17 protein-coding genes are annotated in these 19,503 nt (G+C 69.8%); 11 read left to right on the plus strand and 6 right to left on the minus strand.

What is annotated here, in order from left to right; all coding sequences use genetic code 11:
• The first annotated feature begins 174 nt into the window (after window positions 1–174).
• The 3 genes from VG296_RS15025 to VG296_RS15035 all read left to right on the plus strand — a co-directional run bounded on the left by VG296_RS15025 (window position 175) and on the right by VG296_RS15035 (window position 5,548).
• The gene (locus VG296_RS15025) at window positions 175–2,283 is read left to right on the plus strand and encodes a hypothetical protein (protein ID WP_325566331.1); all 2,109 of its coding nucleotides are present in this window, start codon (window positions 175–177) and stop codon (window positions 2,281–2,283) included.
• Between the two features lie 251 nt (window positions 2,284–2,534).
• Window positions 2,535–4,115 (plus strand): DUF2079 domain-containing protein, encoded by a 1,581-nt coding sequence (locus VG296_RS15030; protein ID WP_325566332.1) that lies wholly within the window; start codon window positions 2,535–2,537, stop codon window positions 4,113–4,115.
• A 176-nt stretch (window positions 4,116–4,291) separates the two neighbouring features.
• Window positions 4,292–5,548, plus strand: a complete 1,257-nt coding sequence (locus VG296_RS15035) for an acyltransferase (RefSeq protein ID WP_325566333.1) — start codon at window positions 4,292–4,294, stop codon at window positions 5,546–5,548.
• Here VG296_RS15035 and VG296_RS15040 read toward each other — a convergent pair.
• Complete coding sequence (locus VG296_RS15040; protein WP_325566334.1) at window positions 5,545–7,074, minus strand: DUF2079 domain-containing protein; 1,530 nt, start codon at window positions 7,072–7,074, stop codon at window positions 5,545–5,547. The two genes, VG296_RS15035 and VG296_RS15040, sit on opposite strands and share 4 nt — an antisense overlap.
• Before the next feature lie 135 nt (window positions 7,075–7,209).
• A complete protein-coding gene (locus tag VG296_RS15045; RefSeq protein ID WP_325566335.1) occupies window positions 7,210–8,589 on the minus strand; it encodes a hypothetical protein in 1,380 nt (459 codons plus the stop codon).
• Window positions 8,590–8,648: 59 nt separating this feature from the next.
• Between VG296_RS15045 and VG296_RS15050 the strand changes: the two genes are divergently transcribed.
• The 3 genes from VG296_RS15050 to VG296_RS15060 are packed head-to-tail and all read left to right on the plus strand — an operon-like array spanning window position 8,649 to window position 11,338.
• Window positions 8,649–9,536: a glycosyltransferase gene (locus VG296_RS15050; protein WP_325566347.1), complete on the plus strand. Its 888-nt coding sequence runs from the start codon at window positions 8,649–8,651 to the stop codon at window positions 9,534–9,536.
• 3 nt (window positions 9,537–9,539) lie between these two features.
• Entirely contained in the window at window positions 9,540–10,436 is an 897-nt protein-coding gene (locus VG296_RS15055; protein WP_325566336.1) for a glycosyltransferase, read from the plus strand.
• Window positions 10,433–11,338, plus strand: coding sequence for a glycosyltransferase (locus VG296_RS15060; RefSeq protein WP_325566337.1), 906 nt, complete (start codon window positions 10,433–10,435; stop codon window positions 11,336–11,338). Before VG296_RS15055 ends, VG296_RS15060 begins: the two co-directional genes overlap by 4 nt.
• Before the next feature lie 11 nt (window positions 11,339–11,349).
• Here the strand turns inward: VG296_RS15060 and VG296_RS15065 are convergent, their stop codons facing one another.
• Complete coding sequence (locus VG296_RS15065) at window positions 11,350–11,730, minus strand: YchJ family protein (RefSeq protein WP_325566338.1); 381 nt, start codon at window positions 11,728–11,730, stop codon at window positions 11,350–11,352.
• Window positions 11,731–11,784: 54 nt separating this feature from the next.
• Here VG296_RS15065 and rfbA point away from each other — a divergent pair, with 54 nt between their 5' ends.
• Genes rfbA through VG296_RS15085 form a run of 4 tightly spaced genes read left to right on the plus strand, consistent with a single transcriptional unit; the run spans window position 11,785 to window position 16,513 of the window.
• Window positions 11,785–12,657, plus strand: a complete 873-nt coding sequence (rfbA, locus tag VG296_RS15070; protein WP_325566339.1) for a glucose-1-phosphate thymidylyltransferase RfbA — start codon at window positions 11,785–11,787, stop codon at window positions 12,655–12,657.
• 5 nt (window positions 12,658–12,662) lie between these two features.
• Window positions 12,663–13,259: a dTDP-4-dehydrorhamnose 3,5-epimerase gene (gene rfbC, locus VG296_RS15075; protein ID WP_325566340.1), complete on the plus strand. Its 597-nt coding sequence runs from the start codon at window positions 12,663–12,665 to the stop codon at window positions 13,257–13,259.
• 14 nt (window positions 13,260–13,273) lie between these two features.
• Window positions 13,274–13,480: a hypothetical protein gene (locus VG296_RS15080; RefSeq protein ID WP_325566341.1), complete on the plus strand. Its 207-nt coding sequence runs from the start codon at window positions 13,274–13,276 to the stop codon at window positions 13,478–13,480.
• A gap of 39 nt (window positions 13,481–13,519) precedes the next feature.
• Window positions 13,520–16,513 (plus strand): ATP-binding protein, encoded by a 2,994-nt coding sequence (locus VG296_RS15085; RefSeq protein WP_325566342.1) that lies wholly within the window; start codon window positions 13,520–13,522, stop codon window positions 16,511–16,513.
• Here VG296_RS15085 and VG296_RS15090 read toward each other — a convergent pair.
• The 3 genes from VG296_RS15090 to VG296_RS15100 form a co-directional block, all read right to left on the minus strand.
• The gene (locus VG296_RS15090; protein WP_325566343.1) at window positions 16,504–17,325 is read right to left on the minus strand and encodes an ABC transporter permease; all 822 of its coding nucleotides are present in this window, start codon (window positions 17,323–17,325) and stop codon (window positions 16,504–16,506) included. The genes VG296_RS15085 and VG296_RS15090 overlap by 10 nt on opposite strands.
• Entirely contained in the window at window positions 17,322–18,350 is a 1,029-nt protein-coding gene (locus VG296_RS15095) for an ATP-binding cassette domain-containing protein (RefSeq protein ID WP_325566344.1), read from the minus strand. The genes VG296_RS15090 and VG296_RS15095 overlap by 4 nt, the downstream gene beginning before the upstream one ends.
• 171 nt (window positions 18,351–18,521) lie before the next feature.
• The gene (locus VG296_RS15100) at window positions 18,522–18,953 is read right to left on the minus strand and encodes an OsmC family protein (RefSeq protein ID WP_325566345.1); all 432 of its coding nucleotides are present in this window, start codon (window positions 18,951–18,953) and stop codon (window positions 18,522–18,524) included.
• Window positions 18,954–19,263: 310 nt separating this feature from the next.
• On the opposite strand from VG296_RS15100, the gene VG296_RS15105 reads away from it, so the two are divergent.
• Window positions 19,264–19,503: NUDIX domain-containing protein (locus VG296_RS15105; protein WP_325566346.1), on the plus strand; the 240-nt coding region annotated here is incomplete at its 3' end.

Below are 19,503 nucleotides of genomic sequence, written 5' to 3' on the forward strand. Positions count from 1 at the left end.
GAAACCGACGGCCGACCAAAGTCCGCCGGAGGGTTCCGGCAGGTCTGTCGCGTTCGCTCGACCCGGTGGTACAGTCGGCCGTTCTTACCCATGGTTCAACCTGGCGCCCTAGACTGGCCCGCGCCGACAAGGGCGTCGGTTCAGTTCAAGTCGGGTTTGCTGAGGAGTCACGTAATGGGTTCGCAGGCGTTGGGGTCGCCCGCCGAGGCGGCGAACTCCATCGAGTCGTCGGTACCCCCGCGCATCGGCCGTGGACCTGCGCGTCCGCCGCTCCGGGTGGCCGTCCCACTGTTCGCCGGCGCGTGGATCGTCCCGGTGCTCACCCAGCTGACGAGGACCGACCCGCTGCTCGTGGTGCTGATCGTGTTCGGCACCGGCGGTCTGGTGAAGGCCGGGGCGACGATCGTCGACCGCTTGTTCGTCACAATCGCGCTACTGATCGGGCTGGCGGTCGTCGGCGGGCTGGTGTTCTCGCTCTGGCCCTTCGGGCTGCAGCCGATCGCGCTCGCCGGGGTCGCGCTCACGCTGCTGGTGGCCGCGTACGTCTTCCTCGGCGCACCGCCGCCCTGGCGCAGCTGGCCGCGGCGGATGCTCGGCAGCGACGTCCTGCTGCTGCTCGGCCTGATCGCCGGCTTCCTGGTGGCCTACTGGCCGAGCTGGAGCACCGTGGCCGGCAGCAAGCTCGGCTACGCCGGAATGACCGGTGACCGGCTGCGGCACTTCAACCTCTTCGACGCGATCCACCGGTACGGCGGCTACACCTTCCTGATGCAGGGCAAGGTGAAGAGCGCCGTGGACCCGGGCATGATCGCGGTCTACCCGCCCGGCCAGCACTATCTGTACGCGCTCGGCGACATCTTCCTGCGCTCGAACGTCAACCCGGGCAACGCCGCGAGCGAGCTGGTCCGCTACAACATCTGGGTCAGCGTCGGCTACGGCTTCATGATCGCCTCGGTCGCCTGGGCGGCACGCTGGGTCGCCGGCCCGATGCTCAAGGGCTGGCGCCGGGTCTTCCTGATGACGGCGATCACCGGCTACCTCTTCGTCGGCGCGTTCACCGAGGCGGTCTGGTCCACCTGGGACCCGCAGGTCGTCGCGATGGCCCAGGTGGCGCTGCTGGCCGCGATCTGCTTCCGGCCGCCGCGCGGCTGGCGCCTGCACGCGGCGCTGATGGCCGTGCTGTTCATCGCGGTCTGCCTGACCTACGAGCTCTACGCCCCGTTCGCCGCGATATTGATCGCGGTCTCGCTGGCCTACTACCGCAAGCGGCTGCTCCCGCACTGGAAGACGCTGCTCGTCGTCACGGTCGTGGCCGTTCCGGCCGCGCTCAGCGAGTTCATCGCGGCGAAGCACGCGGGCCTGAGCGGCTCCACGGCCTCGCAGGCGATCGGCTTCACCATCCCGCTGAGCTGGGCCGTGATGGCCGTCCTCGGCTGCTTCAGCCTCTTCGGCTTCTTCACCCGCGCCGCCCGGCGCCGGCCGTCGGCGGTGGTCGGCCTGATCGCGGCGGTGCTGAGCACGCTGGCCGTGCTCGCGATGATGGCCTATATGTTCCACACCATCGGCGCGGTCAGCTACTACTTCTGGAAGGTCGTCGAGGCCTGGGCCGTGATCCTGATGGTGGGCGCGGGCTCCTTCGGCCACCTGCTGCCGCGCCCGCGGCTGGCCGTCTCCGGCTGGAAGGGCTTCGGCATCGGGGTGTGCGCCTTCCTGCTCGCGATCGGCGCGACCCGCAGCTTCTGGTGGTCCACGGTGCTCAACAAGAACGCCGCGCCCGCGAGCGCCGCGAACCCCGGCTCCCAGTGGCAGCCGGGCACCGGGGCCACCTGGGCCTCGGCGTGGATGGCCGACCGGATCGCGCCGGACAACATCGCCGTGCTCGGCGTGCTGCAGCACGAGCACCTGCTGATCAGCAAGGTGCCGACGGTCACGGTGATCTACACGGACCCGCTGAGCAACGTGAACATGAGCCTGCAGCTCGCCGTGCTCAACCAGCGGGCCGGCACGATGAGCTCGGTGATCTACGGCTCCGCGACCGACTCGTACCGCGGGCTCAACTCCACCGACCACCTGGTGTGCGCCGGGCAGAACGGCGCGGCGTGGAACGCCCAGCAGCTGAAGAACCTCGGCGAGCTGGAGGCCGGGATCAAGGCGGTCGGCCAGCCGGTCCGCGTCGTCGTGGCGACGCAGCAGCTGCGGACGAGGCTGGAGCAGTGGGGATCGCAGAACCCGGGCTCGATCTCCGACGTCGTGTACCTGACCTCCTTCCCGCCGGTGTGCTGACACGCCCGACGCCGATTCACCCGGGCGAGTGCCGGTCCGCCCGAAGCGCGGCCGGCGCCCGCGCCGCGTCGAGCCCGCGCGGGCGGGCGGGGCCCAGTCACAGGTCGGTCACATGTTCTCCCCGAGTGTGTACGGCGGTTCAGACGACGCTGAAGTGCTCATTAAGCTGGGGCAGCCCCTAACCATCTGAGCCATCGCCGGGATGACGGCTGCTGCCGCCGGAGCCCGCCTGCACCCGAGGAACGGCCCACGTGCTCGAAGAAGCCCCCGCCCGACCGGTCGCGGCCGCCCCGACCACGACCGAAGACGCCGAGGCGCCCGTCGGCGAGGAGACTCCCGGCGGCGCCCGACCCGGGCTCCGGCACCGTGTTCTCAGGGGTCTGCTTCGGATCGTGCTCTCGCCGTGCACCTGGATCGTCTCGGCGTCCTTCGCGATCTACTGGGCGTTCGCCTACAACCAGTACATGCAGCAGCAGGCCGGCGCCTGCGACCTCGGCATCTTCTACCAGGCCACGGCCGGCTGGGCCTACCACTTCTACCCGTACGTGGGGATCAAGGGCTACGCGCAGATAGGAGACCACTTCTCGCCGATCTACCTGCTGCTGGCCCCGGCGATCTGGATCCACAACTCCCCGGCCACGCTGGTCTTCGCGCAGTCGCTGCTGCTGTGCCTGTCCGGCATCCCGGTGTACATCGCGATCCGGCGGGTCTGGGGGATTCCGGCGGCCGCGCTGCTGCTGGTCGCCTACCTGTTCAGCATAGGGATGCAGGGTTCGATCGCCTTCCCGGTGCACGAGGTGATGTTCTCCGCGCCGCTGATCGCCTGGGGCCTCGAACGCGCGCTCGCCGGGCGCTGGACGTGGGCGAGCATCCTGATCGGCATGACCGCCTTCGTCAAGGAGGACATGGGCATGCTGATCGTCATGTTCGCCATCTGGCTGGCGATGAACCGCAAGTGGCGGCATGCCGCGATCCTGGCGGTCTGGGGCATCGGGATGTTCCTGGTGACCGTGAACTACATCATCCCGCACTTCAACCCGAACGGCTTCACCTACGCCGACGACTACATCAGCACGCTGCACGCGACCACGTTCACCGGCGAGGTCCAGGCGATCGTGGAGCACCCGATCCACACCCTGCAGCTGATGTTCGGCGGCCAGGAGAAGGCACAGCTGTGGTCGCACGTGCTGCTGCCGGTCGCCTTCCTGTGCCTCGGTTCGCCGATCTCGTTGATGGCGCTGCCCTCGCTGGTCACCTCGACGCTCTCCGGTCGCGTGGGGCACACCGAGTGGTCGTGGCGGCTGTACTACGAGATGCCGCTGATGCCGATCCTGTTCATCGCCGCGATGGACGGAACCAGCCGGCTGATCCGCGTCGTACGCAAGATCGCGGCGTGGAACGAGGCCAAGGGCATGGACTGGCTCGGCCACCGGCTCGTGCCGCCGATCGCCGGCGTGGTGCTCGGCCTGTTCGCGCTGCAGATCACCTGGTCGGTGACGCAGACCGAGGCGCTGGGCATCTGGGCGGAGCAGACGAACTCGTACGCCGCGCAACCGGGCCAGATCGCGAATGTGACGGCGGCGCTGAAGTACATCCCGTCGGGCGTCCAGGTGCGGGCCACCAACAACCTGGTGGTGCCGCTCGCGGCCCGGGACAACGTGACGCTGATCGGCTCGCAGGTGGAGAAGGGTTCCTGGGCGGCCATGGACCTGGCCAACCCGGGCTGCCCGGTCAGCGCGGACTTCACACCCGGCTATCTCAGCACGCTGGAACGGCAGGGCTTCCAGATCGTCGACGAGGAAGGGCCGATCGTCGTCCTGCATCGGGCCTAGCGGGCTCCGGCCGCTCGTAAAGGCGTAAAGAGTGTTTGAAGACTCACCTCCGACTTGCGGGGTCTGTCCGAGCACGGCCTAGTATGGTCGGGCAGTCCGACCCCGCTCGATACCGAGCGCAGGGGTAGCACTCGGCATCGTGTCACACGTCACAAAATCAGCCTTGGGGGCAGATTTTGCTTCAGCACCAAGCGACGCTGCCTGGTGCGCAGCGTCAACCCACGCATTCGCCGGAGGCCGACGAACCCGCCGCCCCGGCGCAATCGCACGCTGAGCAGGAGCAGCCCGAAGCGCCCGCCGCCGCATCGCCCCGTGCGTCGGCCGGCTTCGCCCGGCTGCCCTCGCTGACCGGGCTGCGCTGGCTCGCGGCCTTCATCGTGTTCGGTTACCACATCGGCACGCTCGGCGTGATCCACCGGCCGCCGTCGCCGCCCAACGCGCCGCCGAACCGCGGCGGCCAGCTGCTGCGGTCCTGGGAGGCGGTCTTCGGCCAGGGCGACATCGGCGTCGCGTTCTTCTTCGTGCTCAGCGGCTTCGTGCTCACCTGGGTGGCGAAGCCCTCCGACACGCGCACGGCGTTCTGGCGTCGGCGGATCGCGAAGATCTACCCGAACCACGCCGTCACCTGGGCGATCGTGCTCGGCATCGGGCTGCTGTGGGGCGACCAGTTCAGCAAGGTCGTGGCCCTGCTGAACCTGGCGCTGGTGCAGCCCTGGTTCTACGGGTCGTACCACGGCGCCGGCATCGGCTACAGCGTGAACACGGTGAGCTGGTCGCTGGGCTGCGAGGCGTTCTTCTACCTCAGCTTCCCGTTCGTGGCCCCGCTGCTGCGCAGGCTGAGCGTGAACCAGCTGTACTGGACGGCGTTCATGCTGATCGGGCTGACGTACTGCCTGCAGCAGTGGCAGTTCTACATCTTCCCGCACGAGCCGGTGCGCTCGTACTGGTTCACGTACATGTTCCCGCCGGTGCGCAGCATCGAGTTCTGGCTCGGTGTGATCACCGCGCTGCTGGTCAAGCGCGGACGCTGGCACGGCCCGAGCCTGTGGATCGCGACGCTCTTCGCGGTCGGCGTTTACTACCTCAACGGCACGAACTGGATCCCGCTGAACCTGCACACGATCTACTTCGACCTGGCCTGCTGCGTCCTGATCGCGGCCGCGGCCCAGGCGGACCTCTCCGGGGCCTGGTCGCCCTGGCGCTGGCGGCCGTTGGTGTTCCTCGGCGAGATCTCGTTCGCGTTCTACCTCGTGCACGTCGAAATGATCCAGAACGTCATGCGTCTCTGGCGCCCCAACGGCTGGCACGGCGCGACGGCGATGCTCGTCGTCCCCGGCCTACTCGCATGCGCGATCGGTCTGGCGTACCTCCTTTATCGCTTCGTCGAAATGCCAAGCATGCGCCTGCTGCGTCCGAAGCCGAAGAAGAGCTAGGCCTTTCCGGCCCACGAGGGCTGGACGACGGCGACCGTCACGAGTCTGCCGATCGTCCAGCCCTCATAGCTTTCGTAGTACACGTAACGCGCGTGACTGCTTCCCGCGGGCAGTGTCCTATTCAGCGCCGCCACGTCGGCGGTCATGTCGCTCGTCAGCATCCACTCCGGCGCGGTCTGCGTGAAGTGCAGGTTGATCGGATGCACGCGGCCGCCGGTATACGGATCGGACGGCCACGGCATCAGCACATCGGCCCCCGCAGGCACCTCGCCCAGGAGTTGTTCCTGCGCGTTCACCGAATCAGACGGCTGCCACAGCGAGCTGCTCGCCAATCCCCACAGGGCAAACCCCGGCAGCAGCGCCACGCTGACGACCAGCGCCGCCACCGCCCAGCCGAGCCGCAGTCGGGGCCACCGCAACTTGCTCGCGCCGTCCGCCGCCGCCATCACGACGATCGCGACCAAGAACGCGTTGTAGTGATAGTCCGTGTGCCAGTAGAAGGGCACGTCGGCGAAGTAGCGTTCGACGACGAGCGGCACCGCGAGCAGCACGATCCACGAGCGCAGGCAGAGAAACAGCACCGGCAGCATCAGCAGCAGCGCCGTCGTCACCTTCACATGCGGGTCGATCAGCTCAGTGACGAACAGCGACGGATGCTCGAGCAGCCGAAGCCCGGCACGGACGGGCGTCGGACCGAGTTCCCCGTACTGCCAGTTGCGCATCGACGAGCCACCCTCGAGCGGCATCACCACTCCGATGACCAGCGTCATCGCCCCAAGCCCCGCCGCCGCGAACCACGCGCCCACCCGCCGATCCCCGCGAATCAGGATCCAGACGCCCGTCGTCGCCACGACGAGCCCCATGTCCTCTTTCACCAGCAGCAACAGCCCCGCGGCGACCGCCGCCGCCCGCCACCGCCGCACGTCCGCCCGCTCCACCAGCACGGCGATCAGCAGCGGCGCGAAGGCCGCCTCGTGAAAGTCGAACGCGAACGCCGACTGCAACGGCCACGCCAGCAGGTAGACCGCCACGACGAGGTACGCCGCCGTCGGCCGCCCCGCCGAATCGCCGAGGCGTCGCCGCGCAAAGGCGAAAATCGGCAGCGCCGCGGCCGCGAAGAGCACCGCCTGCGCGAACAGCAGGTTGTACGCGCTGTTCGAGACCCAGTACAGCGGCGCGAGCACCACCAGAATCGGACTGAAGTGATCGGTCCACTCCAGCTTCCCCGGATCGCCCGCGTAGTCGTGCCGCATGCTCGTGACATACGGCAGGTGGAAGTGCGCATACGCGCGCACCGTCTGGTCAAAGATCCCCAGGTCCCACCCGAAGTAGCCGCCCTGCCGGAACCTCAGGTACGAGTAGAGCGCGTAGCAGAAGCCTGCAACAACGGCCATCGCCCCCACGCCGACCCAGTGCCGGCTCCACTTCGCCGCCGGCGCCCCCGGCAGCGGCGGGACCCGGCTTCCGCGTTGCCACCCAATCGTCCCCCTGACAAGGGTCGGCGCCCCTGCCACGTCGACATCCATCCCCGCGATCCTCCCGTTGCACCCGAATTGCCACCACCCTCAGTGTGCTGGTGACGACGCTCCGACTGCGGCGCCATGACGCTTCGTGACAAGACTGTGGCGAACACGGTGAAACCGGTCATACCGTGTGAGCTGTCAGTGCAGCGTCGACGTCGCGGGGTTGGGGGACTTGGTCTGGCCGAGCGGGGTGGGGGTGGCGGAGGCGCGGCGGCGCATGCTCCACCAGAGGTCGACGGCGAGGAAGACCGCCGTGGCCAGCGGGCCGACGAGGGCGGCGAGGGCGGTCATGCCGAGAATGCCGAGGACGTTGCCGCTGATGGCGAAGACCGGGAGGGTGACGACGACGCCGAGCGACCAGCCGATCATCACGCTCTTGTGCCGGTTCATGGCGATCAGGCCGGGCTGCAGGATCATCGCGATCATCATGAACATGGTGGCCCCGGCGAAGGCGGCGAGGAACCAGTTCGGGAGCACGGCGTGGGCGTGCATGATGTCGCGCATCACCCACGGGCCCACCGTCGCGCACACCAGTACCGCGACGAGGCCGAGGCCGGCGCAGATGGCGACCAGCTGCAAACTACGACGGCGCACCTCGCCGACCTCGCCGCGCTCGGCGGCGGTGGTCAGCTTGGGCAGCAGCGGGGTCTGGATCGGGAGCAGGGCCACGATGCCGATCCTGGCGAGGCCGACCGCCGAGTTGATCGCGGCGGCCTGGTCGGCCTCGGTGCCGCGCGCGTGCTGGTAGCGCGCGACGACCAGCAGCGGGACGACGTTCTGCAGCACCTGCGAGGCCAGCGTGGCGCCGGTGAGCAGGCCGAGGTTGGCGACGGCCCGGCTACCGGTCTCCTCCGCGGCCGTGGCGGCCTTCTCGTCGGCCTGCGATGCGAGCTCGGCGTACTGCGGGCGATACCAGACCTTCGGCAGCACGATGCCGACCACGGCGGAGAGCACCGGGCCGAGGGCGAACATCAGGCCGTACAGCCACACGTCGCGGTTGCCGATCGCAACCAGCACCAGGCACGGAAGCAGTCGGGTGAAGGACTCGACCAGCAGCGTGATCGAGAAGACGTGGAAATCCTGCTTCCCGGAGAGCGTGCCGCGCACCTGGAACGAGACCACCGCGCCGATCAGGCCCACCATCAGCTCGGCGAACACGATCCAGCTGCCGCCGAGGAAGTGATGCGTGAGCAGCGGGGACAGGGCCAGGCAGGCGATGAGCATGACCGCCACGAACCAGCCCGCCTGGCGCACCTGACGGCGGATCACCGGCGACGTGGGCAGGTGGTGCGCGATCGCGCGACTGACGGCCCGGACCATCTCCTGCTCGATGCCGGACATCACGCCGGTGCTGATCGCCGCGAGGAGCAGGTTCTGCCCCTGCAGGCTGAGGACCTGGTGCGAATCGAAGGCCAGGTTGACGATCAGCAGGTAGACCGACCCCGAGAACGCGGAGACGATCAGACCCACGGCGAGGAAGATGGTGGGTCGTCGCAGGAAGTCCAGGACGCGGCGCATGACCAGGTGATATTAGCGTAGCCCCGGGTTGAGCGGATACGCTCGGGCGTGTGCAGGAGATGAAGATCGTCGCGGTCCTCACCGCGTACCACCCCGACGAGCGCCTCGCCGCGGTGGTGGACTCCTCGCTGCGGGACTGCGCCGCCGTGATCGTCGTGGACAACACGCCCGCGGGGTCCCCGAGCCTGGCCACGAAGCTGGACGATCCGCGGGTCACGGTGCTGCCGGTCGGCCGCAACCTGGGCCTCGGCGGCGCGCTGAACCTGGGCGTGGGCTCGCTGCCCGCGGACGCCGGGGCCGTGCTGCTGATGGACCAGGACTCAGTGCTGCCCGAAGGGCTCGTCAGCGGGTTGCGTGCGCACCTGGAGGCGGACGCCAAGATCGGCATCGTCGCGCCGACACCTTGGGACGCCGCGCACAACGCCGCCTACAACTTCGGCACCGAGGGCAAGACCGTCGAGGACGCCACGGCCGTGATCACCTCCGGCATGCTCGTCCGGCGAGAGTGCATCGACCAGTGCCCCTTCCGCGCCGACCTGTTCAACGACTTCGTGGACATCGCGTTCTGTGTGGACGCGCGCAAGGCCGGATTCCGCGTCGTGCAGGATTTCACGCTGCGGCTGCCGCATTCGATGGGCAACCGGCAGGAGCACGGCGTCGGCCCGGTGACCGTGCGCGTCACGCACTATCCGCCGTGGCGGCACTACTGGATCGCGCGCAACGGCGTGCAGTACGCGAAGGACTACGACCGGCGCCGGCCGCAGGGCTGGGTCTCGATGGGCATCTTCCTCGCGCGCAAGTTCCTGTCCGTGGCTTGCTGGGGGCCGAAGCGCGGCGCGCAACTGACCGCGCTCAGCCGAGGGGTGCTGGACGGGCTGACCGGGCGTTATTCGCTCGGCTATCTGCCCGAGGGCGCGTACCCGCCCGGTGTGCGGGACGGAGACTGACCGATGACGCGGAGAATCGCGGCGGTCGTCACCGCGTACCACCCGGACGAGCGGCTCGCGGCGGTCGTCGAGTCGGCGCTGCTGAGCTGCGATTCGGTGGTGATCGCGGACAACACTCCGGGAGACGCGGAGACGCTGGCGGGCAAGCTCCAGGGCCCCAAGGTCACCGTGCTGCGGACGGGGCGCAATCGCGGGCTCGCCGGAGCGCTGAATCTCGGGCTGGCGCAGGTGCCGGCGGACGCCGAAGCGGTGCTGTTCCTTGACCAGGATTCGGTGCTGCCGCCGGAACTCGTCGCGGGGCTTTCCGCGCATCTGGCCGACGAGAAGATCGCCGTCGTCGGGCCGACTCCGGTGGACGCGGCGACCGGGGGGCGTTACGAGCGGACCGCCGATCGGCACGCGGCCGTGGACGACCGGCCGAGCATCATCACCTCCGGCATGCTGGTCCGCCGCTCCGCCTTCGAGGACGTGCCCGGATTCCGCGAGGACTTCTTCGTCGACTGCGTGGACTCGGACTTCTGCCTGCGGGTACGCCGTTCCGGCCGCCGCGTGGTGCGTGATGCCGCGCTGGTCCTGCCGCACTCCATCGGATCCGGGCGCGACCACCGGCTCGGCCCGCTCAACGTCAGGGTGCTGCATTACCCGGCGTGGCGGCACTACTGGATCGCGCGCAACGGGGTCGTGCTGAGCAGGGAGTTCTTCGGCACCGAGCGCGGCTTCGTGCTCACCAACGCGCTGTTCATGGCCCGCTGGCTGCTGGTGACGACGCTGTTCGACGAGCGCCGCGCGGCGTCGGTCCCGGCCGTCCTCCGCGGGCTGCTGCACGGACTGACCGGCCGAGTCGATCTGCGCCGCTACCTGCCCGCGGGCGCCGAATACCAGGGTCCGGAAGGCCGATGAGTCCACTGCGAATCACCGCCATCGTCACGGCGTACCACCCCGACGAACTGCTGCGCGGCGTCGTCGAGTCGGCGCTCGAGGCCTGCGAGTCGGTCATCGTCGTCGACAACACCCCGTTGCCGCAGGACGGCGGCGAGCTCGCCGATCCCTTGCCCGGCTTCGCGGATCCGCGTGTCACCGTGCTCGGCGGCGGCCGGAATCTCGGCCTGGCCGCCGGGCTCAACCGCGGTCTCGCGCACCTTCCTGCGGACGCCGAGGCGGTGCTGCTGCTGGATCAGGACTCGGTCATCCCGGCCGGCCTGATCGAGGGCCTGGCCAAGGTGCTCGGCGATCCCGGCATCGGCATCGTCGGCCCGAGCCCGGTCGACGTGGAGACCGGCAAGAACTACGAGACGCTGGCCGAGCGGTTCGAGCAGGTGGACGACCGCGATCTGGTCATCACCTCGGGCATGCTGCTGCGCCGCTCCTGCCTGGAGAAGGTGCCCGGCTTCCGTGAGGACTTCTTCGTCGACTACGTGGACGTGGACTTCTGCCTGCGGATGAAGCGCGCCGGCGTGCGCATCGTGCGCGATCTGTCCCAGCAGATGCCGCACTCGATCGGCGACGTGCGGGCGCACGGCTTCCTCGGCCGCGAGGTCCGGATCGGGCACCACGCGGCGTGGCGGCACTACTGGACGATCCGCAACGGCCTGATCCTGATCAAGGAGCACGTCGGCCACAACCCGAAGTGGGCGGTCACGAACGCGCTGTTCCTGGCCCGCTGGTTCGCGCAGGTGGTGGTGTTCGAGCCGAAGCGCCGCACGCACGTCCCCGCGTGTCTCAAGGGTCTGCGAGACGGCGTCACCGGCCGGGTGGCCCAGGCGTACATCCCGGCCGGCGCCGAGTACCACGGACCGGGCTGAGCGGGTCGAGCTCAGAGCGCTGACACGTACGCCCAGGCGCCGTCCTCGCGCGCGAACGTGCTGTTCTCCCGCATGGACTGCTCGGCACCGCCGCGCTCCCGGTAGTACGCGCGGAATTCGACCGTCCCCGTCGTGTGGAACTGCCCGCCAGCTGTCGAGCCGAGGATCTCCAGCCGCGTCCAGCGAGTGCTCCGATCCAGGCGCAGCGGGTTCGGCCGCGTGCTCGAGTGCCAGGTCCGCAGCAGATACGCGGCGTTACCCAGCGCGTAGGCACTGAACCGCGAACGCATCAACTGCTCGGCGGTCGCGGCGCGGCCCGCACCCGAGTGCAGCGGCTCGCAGCATTCGGCGTACGCCTTGCCTGAGCAACAGGGACATGAACTTTTCGCCATGCACCCATTGTCCGGTGTCGGCGGCCTCAGCCGACCGGACTACACTGTCGGCCCATGCGCGGAATCATCCTGGCCGGGGGTACCGGTTCGCGGTTGTGGCCGATCACCAAGGCGATCTCGAAGCAGTTGATGCCGGTCTTCGACAAGCCGATGATCTACTACCCGCTCTCCACGCTGGTCATGGCCGGGATAAGGGACATCCTGATCATCACCACCCCGGAGGACCAGGCCGCGTTCCAGCGGCTGCTCGGGGACGGGTCGCAGTTCGGGATAAACCTCGAGTACACCGTGCAGCCGAGCCCCGACGGACTGGCCCAGGCGTTCGTCCTCGGCGCCGACTTCATCGGCGACGACCGGGTCGCGCTCGTGCTCGGCGACAACATCTTCCACGGCGCCGGGCTCGGCCGTCAGCTGCGCGCGAACGCCGAGATCGACGGCGGTCTCGTGTTCGCCTACCAGGTCGCCAACCCCACCGAGTACGGCGTCGTCGAGTTCGACGAGTCGGGCCACGCGGTCTCCATCGAGGAGAAGCCCGCCAAGCCCAAGTCGCGCTTCGCGGTGCCCGGCCTGTACTTCTACGACAACTCGGTGGTCGAGATCGCCCGCGACCTCAAGCCGAGCGCGCGCGGCGAGCTGGAGATCACCGCCGTCAACGAGCACTACCTGAAGGCCGGCAAGCTCACCGTCTCGGTGCTCGACCGGGGCACGGCCTGGCTGGACACCGGCACCTTCGTCTCGCTGGTGCAGGCCTCGGAGTACGTGCGCGTCATCGAGGAACGTCAGGGCCTGAAGATCGGCTGCGTCGAGGAGGTCGCCTGGCGCGCCGGGTTCCTGTCCGACGAGCGGCTGTACGAGCTGGCCCAGCCGCTGCTGAAGTCCGGCTACGGCCACTACCTGCTGAACCTGCTCGAAGCCGAAGGAAACTAAGACAAGTGAAGATCACGCCGCTGTCCATCGAGGGCGCCTGGGAGATCCTGCCGCAGCAGTTCGGCGACCCGCGCGGGCTGTTCCTGGAGTGGTACCGGCACGACAAGCTGGCCGAGGTCGTCGGACACCCGCTGCGGCTCGCGCAGGGCAACCTCTCCGTCTCGGCGAAGGACGTCGTGCGCGGCATCCACTTCGCCGACGTGCCGCCGTCCCAGGCCAAGTACGTCTCCTGCGTACGCGGCGCCGTGCTGGACGTGATCGTGGACCTGCGGGTGGGCTCGGAGAGCTTCGGCGCCTGGGAGTTCGTGCAGCTCGACGACGTGGACCGGCGCTCGGTGTACCTGTCCGAGGGGCTCGGCCACGGCTTCGTCGCGCTGACCGACGACGCGACTCTGCACTACTGCGTCTCCGAGACCTACAACCCGACCGGCGAGCACGGCGTGCACCCGCTGGACCCGGACCTCGGCATCGACTGGCCGACCGAGACCCCGATCCTGTCGGCCAAGGACGAGGCGGCGCCCTCGCTCGAGCAGGCGCTGAAGTCGGACCTGCTGCCCAAGTACTCGGACTGCATCGCTTACACTGCCTCATTGAACGGCTGAGAGGAGCGGTTTACATGAGGGACCTGGCTGTGAGCCTCGACCCCAACCAGGTGTCCCCGGGCCTGCTCGGGTTCATCATCGTCTGCATCCTGGGTGTCGCCGTCTGGCTGCTGTGCCGCAACATGGGCAAGCACCTGACCAAGCTCGACGCCGAATACCAGGCCGAGGAGGCCGCCAAGGAGCCCGTCGACGCGATCCCGGCGCAGCCGCAGCCGAGATAGCCGCGCCGCCCCGCGTCCCGATACGCGACAATGGTCCGCATGGGTCGAGTCACGGGCGTTTCAGTGCTGCGCGGCGCCGCGGTACGGCGGGACGGCGAGTCCGTGGAGATCACCGGATCCCGGCTGCGCGCACTGCTCGCGCTGCTGGCCGTGGCCCCGGGGGAGGTGCGACGCGCCGAGTATCTCGCGGACCAGCTGTGGAACGGCGAGCCGCCGAGCGCCAACGCGCTGCAGGCGCTCGTCTCCCGGCTGCGCCGGGTGGTCGGCGCCGAGAGCGTGGCGTCGCGGCCGACCGGCTACGTACTCGACCTGAATCCGGCGGACGTCGATCTGTGCCGCTTCGAGCAACTCGCCGAGTTCGGCACGCCGGAGGCGGCGCGGGAGGCGCTCCACCTGGCCGGGCCCGAACCGCTGGCCGAGTTCGCGGACGTGCCGGACCTCGCCGGGCTCGCCCGGGTCATCGAGACGGAGTGCGGCCGGCTCGCGCTGCTCGCCGGGCAGGGCCCGCCCCCGGCCGTGGAGGTTCCGCCGGCGCCGCTCGTCGCGTCGCATCCGATCGTGCACCGGCTGATCGGCCGGGACGCCGTGCTCAGCGAGATCCAGGACCGGCTCGGCCGCACCCGGCTGCTCACCCTCACCGGCGCGGGCGGCTCCGGCAAGACCTCGCTCGCCAAGGCCGTCGCCACCGCGCACGACGTGGCGCACGTCGCCGAGCTCGCCCCCGTCACCGCGCAGGCCGTGGACGCCGAGGTGTTCGCGGCGGTCGGCGGCCGGGAGAACCTGATCAACACCTCGGAGCGCACCCGGCTCGCCGCGAGCTACGACGACTCGACACGGCTGCTCGACGCGCTCGGCGACCGGCCCGCGCTGCTCGTGCTGGACAACTGCGAGCACGTGATCGACGCCGCCGCCGGGCTCGCCGTGAAGATCCTCGCCGCCTGCCCGCGGGTGACGATCCTGGCCACCAGCCGCGAACCGCTCGGCGTGCCGGGCGAGCAGCGGCTGCCCGTGGCGCCGCTGGCCGTGCCGCCGCACGACTCCAGCGAGGCGCGGCTCACCTCGTACGCCGCGATGCAGCTGCTGCTCGAACGCGGCCGCGCGGTGCGCCCCGGGCTCGGCGCCGCCGGCGAGGACGGCGCCGCGCTCGCCGAGATCTGCCGCCGGCTGGACGGAATCCCGCTCGCCCTGGAACTGGCCGCCGCGCGCTTCAACGTGCTGACGCCGCGTCAGGTCGCCGAGCGGCTCGACGACCGGTTCCGGCTGCTGACCACCGGCGCCCGCACCGCGCTGCCCCGGCAGCAGACGCTGCGCGCGGTGGTCGACTGGAGCTGGGACCTGCTGTCGGGTTTCGAGCGTGAGCTGCTCGCGGTCTGCGGGGTCTTCGCGGGCGGCGCAGCCTTGGAGGACCTGGAGGGGGTCTCCGGTCTGGATGCGCTGGACGTGCTGGACCAGATCGACCGACTCGTCTCCAAGTCGCTGGTGCTCGCCGAACCCGCGGCGTCGCCCGCCGGCGGGGACCAGGGCATGCGCTACCGGCTGCTGGAGACCATCCGCGAGTACGCGCTGGAGCGGCTGGCCGAGCAGGGGCGGGAGAAGGAGGTGCGCACCCGGCACGCGAACTACTTCGCTGACCTGGCCGAGCGCGCCGATCCGCAGCTGCGCGGTCCCGGCCAGGTGGAGTGGATGTACCGGCTGGACGCGGCGGAGGACAACCTGCGCGCGGCGCTGGAATGGGCGCTGTGCACCGACGACGCGGCCTGCGCGCTGCGGCTGTGCGACGGTGTCGGCTGGTACGGCACGATGCGCGGCAAGCAGTTCGACCACAACCGCGTCCCGCGCGCGCTCGAGCTGGCCGACCGGCTCGGCGTGCCGCACGACGCGAGCTATCTGCGAGTCCTGACATTCGATGCCCTCTACTGCTTCGAGCGCGGCGTCACCCTGGAGGAGGCCTCCGCGCAGCTCAATCGGGCGCGGGAGCTGGCCCGCGCGGGGGACTGGCGGGACGCGCTCTACTCGCTGGCCGAGATCGCCGCCGCGCTGTACACCGCGCCGCACTCGGTCGAGGAGGTCTTCGAGTGCGAATACGCCCGGCTGGCCGCGCACGGTGAGGCGTGGGGCACGGCGGTCGCCCAGATGTTCCACGCCAAGGTGAGCATGGAGGATCCGGCGCGGGCCGAGGCGCTCACCGAGCAGGCGCTGGCCACCTTCCGCCGGCTCGGCGACCAGTGGGGCATCGCCAACTGCGGGCAGACCGTCGCCATGCTGGAGAGCCAGCGCGGCGCGCACCGCGAGGCGCTGGCCGTGATCGAGGACGCGCTGCCCGCGACCCGGCTCATCGGTTCCGCGACCGACGAGGTGATGCTGCTGGTCATGGCGGCCAACGAGCACGACAGCCTGGGCGACCGGGAGCGGGCCGCCCGCACGCTCGCCCGGGCCCACGAGATCTCCCGCGCCCGCCCGGAGAGCCACGCCAAGATCTACCTGATGGCCGCCGAGTGCGTCCGGGCCCGCCGGGAGGGCCGGCTGGACCAGTCGCAGGCCTGGCTGGACGAGCTCGGCCGGGCCGCCGGGAAGACCTTCATCGGCCCGGTCAAGGCCCTGCTGAACACGCAGCAGGCCTGGATCACGCTGGCCCGCGGGAACCTCGCGGAGACCGAGCGGCTGCTCAGGCAGGCCTTCGAGTTCGCCATCGCCTTCCACTACGACCGCCCGGACATCGGCGCGGTCATCGAGGCGCAGGCCGGTCTCGAACTGGCCCGCGGCGACGCGCGCCGGGCGGCCTGGCTGCACGGTCTCTACGCGGTCGTGCGCGGCCGTGAGCTGCCGCTGTCCGTCACTCCGGACCTCGCTGGGACCGCCGCCGCGGCCCGCGCGGAGCTGGGTGACGCGGCGTACGGCGCGGCCTATGCGGAAGGCCGCGCCGTCGAATCCGAGGCCGCGCTGCGGACGTGCAGCGCGGTCTTCGGCGCGAACCCGGAGGAGGCCGTGCCCGGCTGGTGGCTGCTCCGCCGGGATCACGACGCTCAGATGTGACGGTTGTAGGCGCGCAGGGCCAGCGGCGCGAACACGATCGCCATGCCCGCGGCCCAGGCCAGCGTGATCCAGGCGTCGTGCCCGATCGGGAACTGGCCGCCGACCATCAGCGCCCGCGCCGAGTTCGCCGCGGTGGTCAATGGGTTGACTTTCGCGAAGGCCTGCAGCCAGCCCGGCATCGTGCTCACCGAGGTGAAGATGGACGAGCAGAACATCAGCGGGAACAGCGCGATCTGCAGCACGCCCTGCACCGCCTGGGGGCTGCGCACGATCGTGCCGACGTACAGGCTCAGCCAGGACATCCCGAAGCCGAGCGCGAGCAGCACGCCGATCCCGCCGAAGAACTCGAGCACGTTCGTGTGCACCCGGAAGCCGAGGCAGGTCGCCACGGTGAAGGTGATCGCGCTGGCCAGCAGCAGCCGCAGCACGCTGGAGACCAGATGCGCGGTCAGCACGGAGACCCGGGCGATCGGAAGCGAGCGGAAGCGGTCCATCAGGCCTTTGTCGAAGTCGGAGTTGAGCTTGATGCCCACGCCGATCGCGCCGAAGGACAGCATCTGCGCGAAGATGCCCGGAATCAGGTACTCGATGTAGTTGCCGCCGGTGCTCGCCTTCAGCCCGCCACCGAAGACGTATGTGAACATCACGGTCATGATGATGGGGAAGAACGTGACGTCGAGCAGCTCTTCCGGGGTGGCCTTGGTGGAGAGCAGATTGCGGCGGATCAGCGCCCCGGTGTGCCGCACGGTGTCCCGGAAGCCGGTGCGCGAGCTGAGGTTGCTCGGTGCGAGGGTAGTAGTCGCGGCGGTCATCGCGTTGCCTCCACGGGAACGTCGTTCGTCTCGGTCGTGACCGTCGGTCCGGGCACGGCGGTCTTCTCGCTGACCGTGCCCTTCTTCTCGGTCAGGGTCAGGAAGACCTCGTCCAGCGAGGCCGTCACGGTGCTGATGTCCGCGATCGCGATCTCCCGCGCCGCGATCGCCTGTAGCAGCCGCGCCACCTGCGCGTCCTCGGAAACGGGGCCGCCGATCGTGCCCGGCGCCACCTCGTCGGCCGCGCCCAGCACGTCGAGCAACACCTCGCGCAGCGCGGGCAGATCGGCCGCGACCACCGTGCGCAGCCGAATGCTGCGTCCGGCGATGCGCACCTTCAGCTCGTCGGCCGTGCCGCGCGCGATGAAGTGGCCGTGGTCCATCACCGCGATGTCCTGCGCGAGGGCCTCGGCCTCCTCCATGTACTGCGTGGTCAGCAGGACGGTGGTGCCGCCGTCGGCCAGGTCGCGCACGATGTCCCAAAGGTCGTTGCGGCGCGCCGGGTCCAGTCCCGTCGTCGGCTCGTCCAGGAACAGCACATGCGGCCGGCCGACGAGCGAGGCGGCCAGGTCGAGCCGCCGCCGCATGCCCCCGGAGTACTGCTTGGCGACCTTCTTCGCGTCCTCGTCGAGCCCGAAGACGGCGAGCAGTTCCTCCGCGCGCCGCTTCGCGTCCTTGCGCGGCATGTCGAGCAGCCGCCCGATCATGTAGATGTTCTCGTAGCCGCTGAGCGCCTCGTCCACCGCCGCGAACTGCCCGGTCAGCCCGATGGCGCGGCGCACGGCCTGCGCGTGCTTGACCACGTCGAGCCCCGCCACCCGCGCCGTGCCCCCGTCGGGCCGCAGCAGCGTGGAGAGCATGCGTACGATCGTGGTCTTCCCCGCCCCGTTCGGCCCCAGCAGGCCGAAGACCGACCCGGCGGGGACCGCGAGGTCGACGTGGTCGACGGCAACCTGCTCGCCGAACCTCTTCACCAGGCCTTCGACCTGGATCGCGATCTGCTCGGATCCGTACTGTGTATTCATGAGGAACACTGTGCAGTGCCCCACTGACACGCTGCTGACGAGCTGCTGATACGACGAAACCAAATCCGCCGCCGCACTGACAGCCGGCTGACGTGCGCCTTGATCCCGGGCTCCGCCGTCAGCAGGTCCGCGTGCCCCGCCGTTCGTCGACGACCAGCTTCCCGCGTCCGATCAGACGTCTTCGACGGTAGACGTCACCGGGGTGCCACGCTCGACCGTCCGGCTGACGGTGCAGAGCCGGTCGTGCGAAAGCCGCACCGCGCGCGGCAGGATCGCCCGCGCCCTGTCGCCCTCGGGCCCCTCGGGGAACTCGACGTGGAAGGTCACCGCCAGATTCTCCATCCGATTCCCCGCCTCGTCGCCGATCTTGTCGCCGCGTACCGCCACACTGAACCGCACCGGCTCCACGTGCCGGCTGGTGGCCACATCCGCGTCGATCGCCGTGCACCCGCCCAACGCCGCCAGCAGCAACTCGACCGGCGTGAAGTCCGCGTCGTCCCCCGGCCCGAACTCGATCCGCCCGCCCCGTACGTTCGTAGCGGCGTACCGCCCCGTCCCGATACGGTCGACCGACACCGTCCGCAAAGTCTCGCTCTCGCTCATGCCGTGAGCCTACTGGCCCGTACACGCCGCATGTCTCGCACCTTCGTACGCCGGTTCACATAGCCCCTGATCAGCAAGGACGCAGAGGGCGCCAGCGCTTCGGTCCGTTCACTCCTTCAGTTGGAACTCGCCCGGAAGACGCCCCAAAGGGCTGATGGGTACGGCACGATTGACCTCAGAAGCTCCCGCCCTGCTGTTGCGTAGTCACACACCATCAGCACGCGTGCGGGAGCTTCGTTTTCGCCCCAGCTCCCGCGTAATCCCAGATCTGCGGGCCCGGAATCCCAGATCTGCCACATATTCTGGCCTCGTGCCCCAGGACGATCCCGGCGAGCCCTTCGCCACCCCACGCGCCGCCACCGGCGTCCTGTACTTCGACGGACCCGACCGCGTCCTACTCGTCCACCCGACCTACAAGGAAGGCTGGGACCTGCCCGGCGGCTACCTCATGCCCGGCGAAACGCCCACCTCGGCCCTCCACCGCGAACTCCTCGAAGAGCTCGGCACCTCGCTTCCAGTCGGCCAACTCCTCGTCGTCGACTGGGCCCCG

The organism is Actinospica sp., from assembly GCF_035552695.1.
Lineage (GTDB): Bacteria > Actinomycetota > Actinomycetes > Streptomycetales > Catenulisporaceae > Actinospica.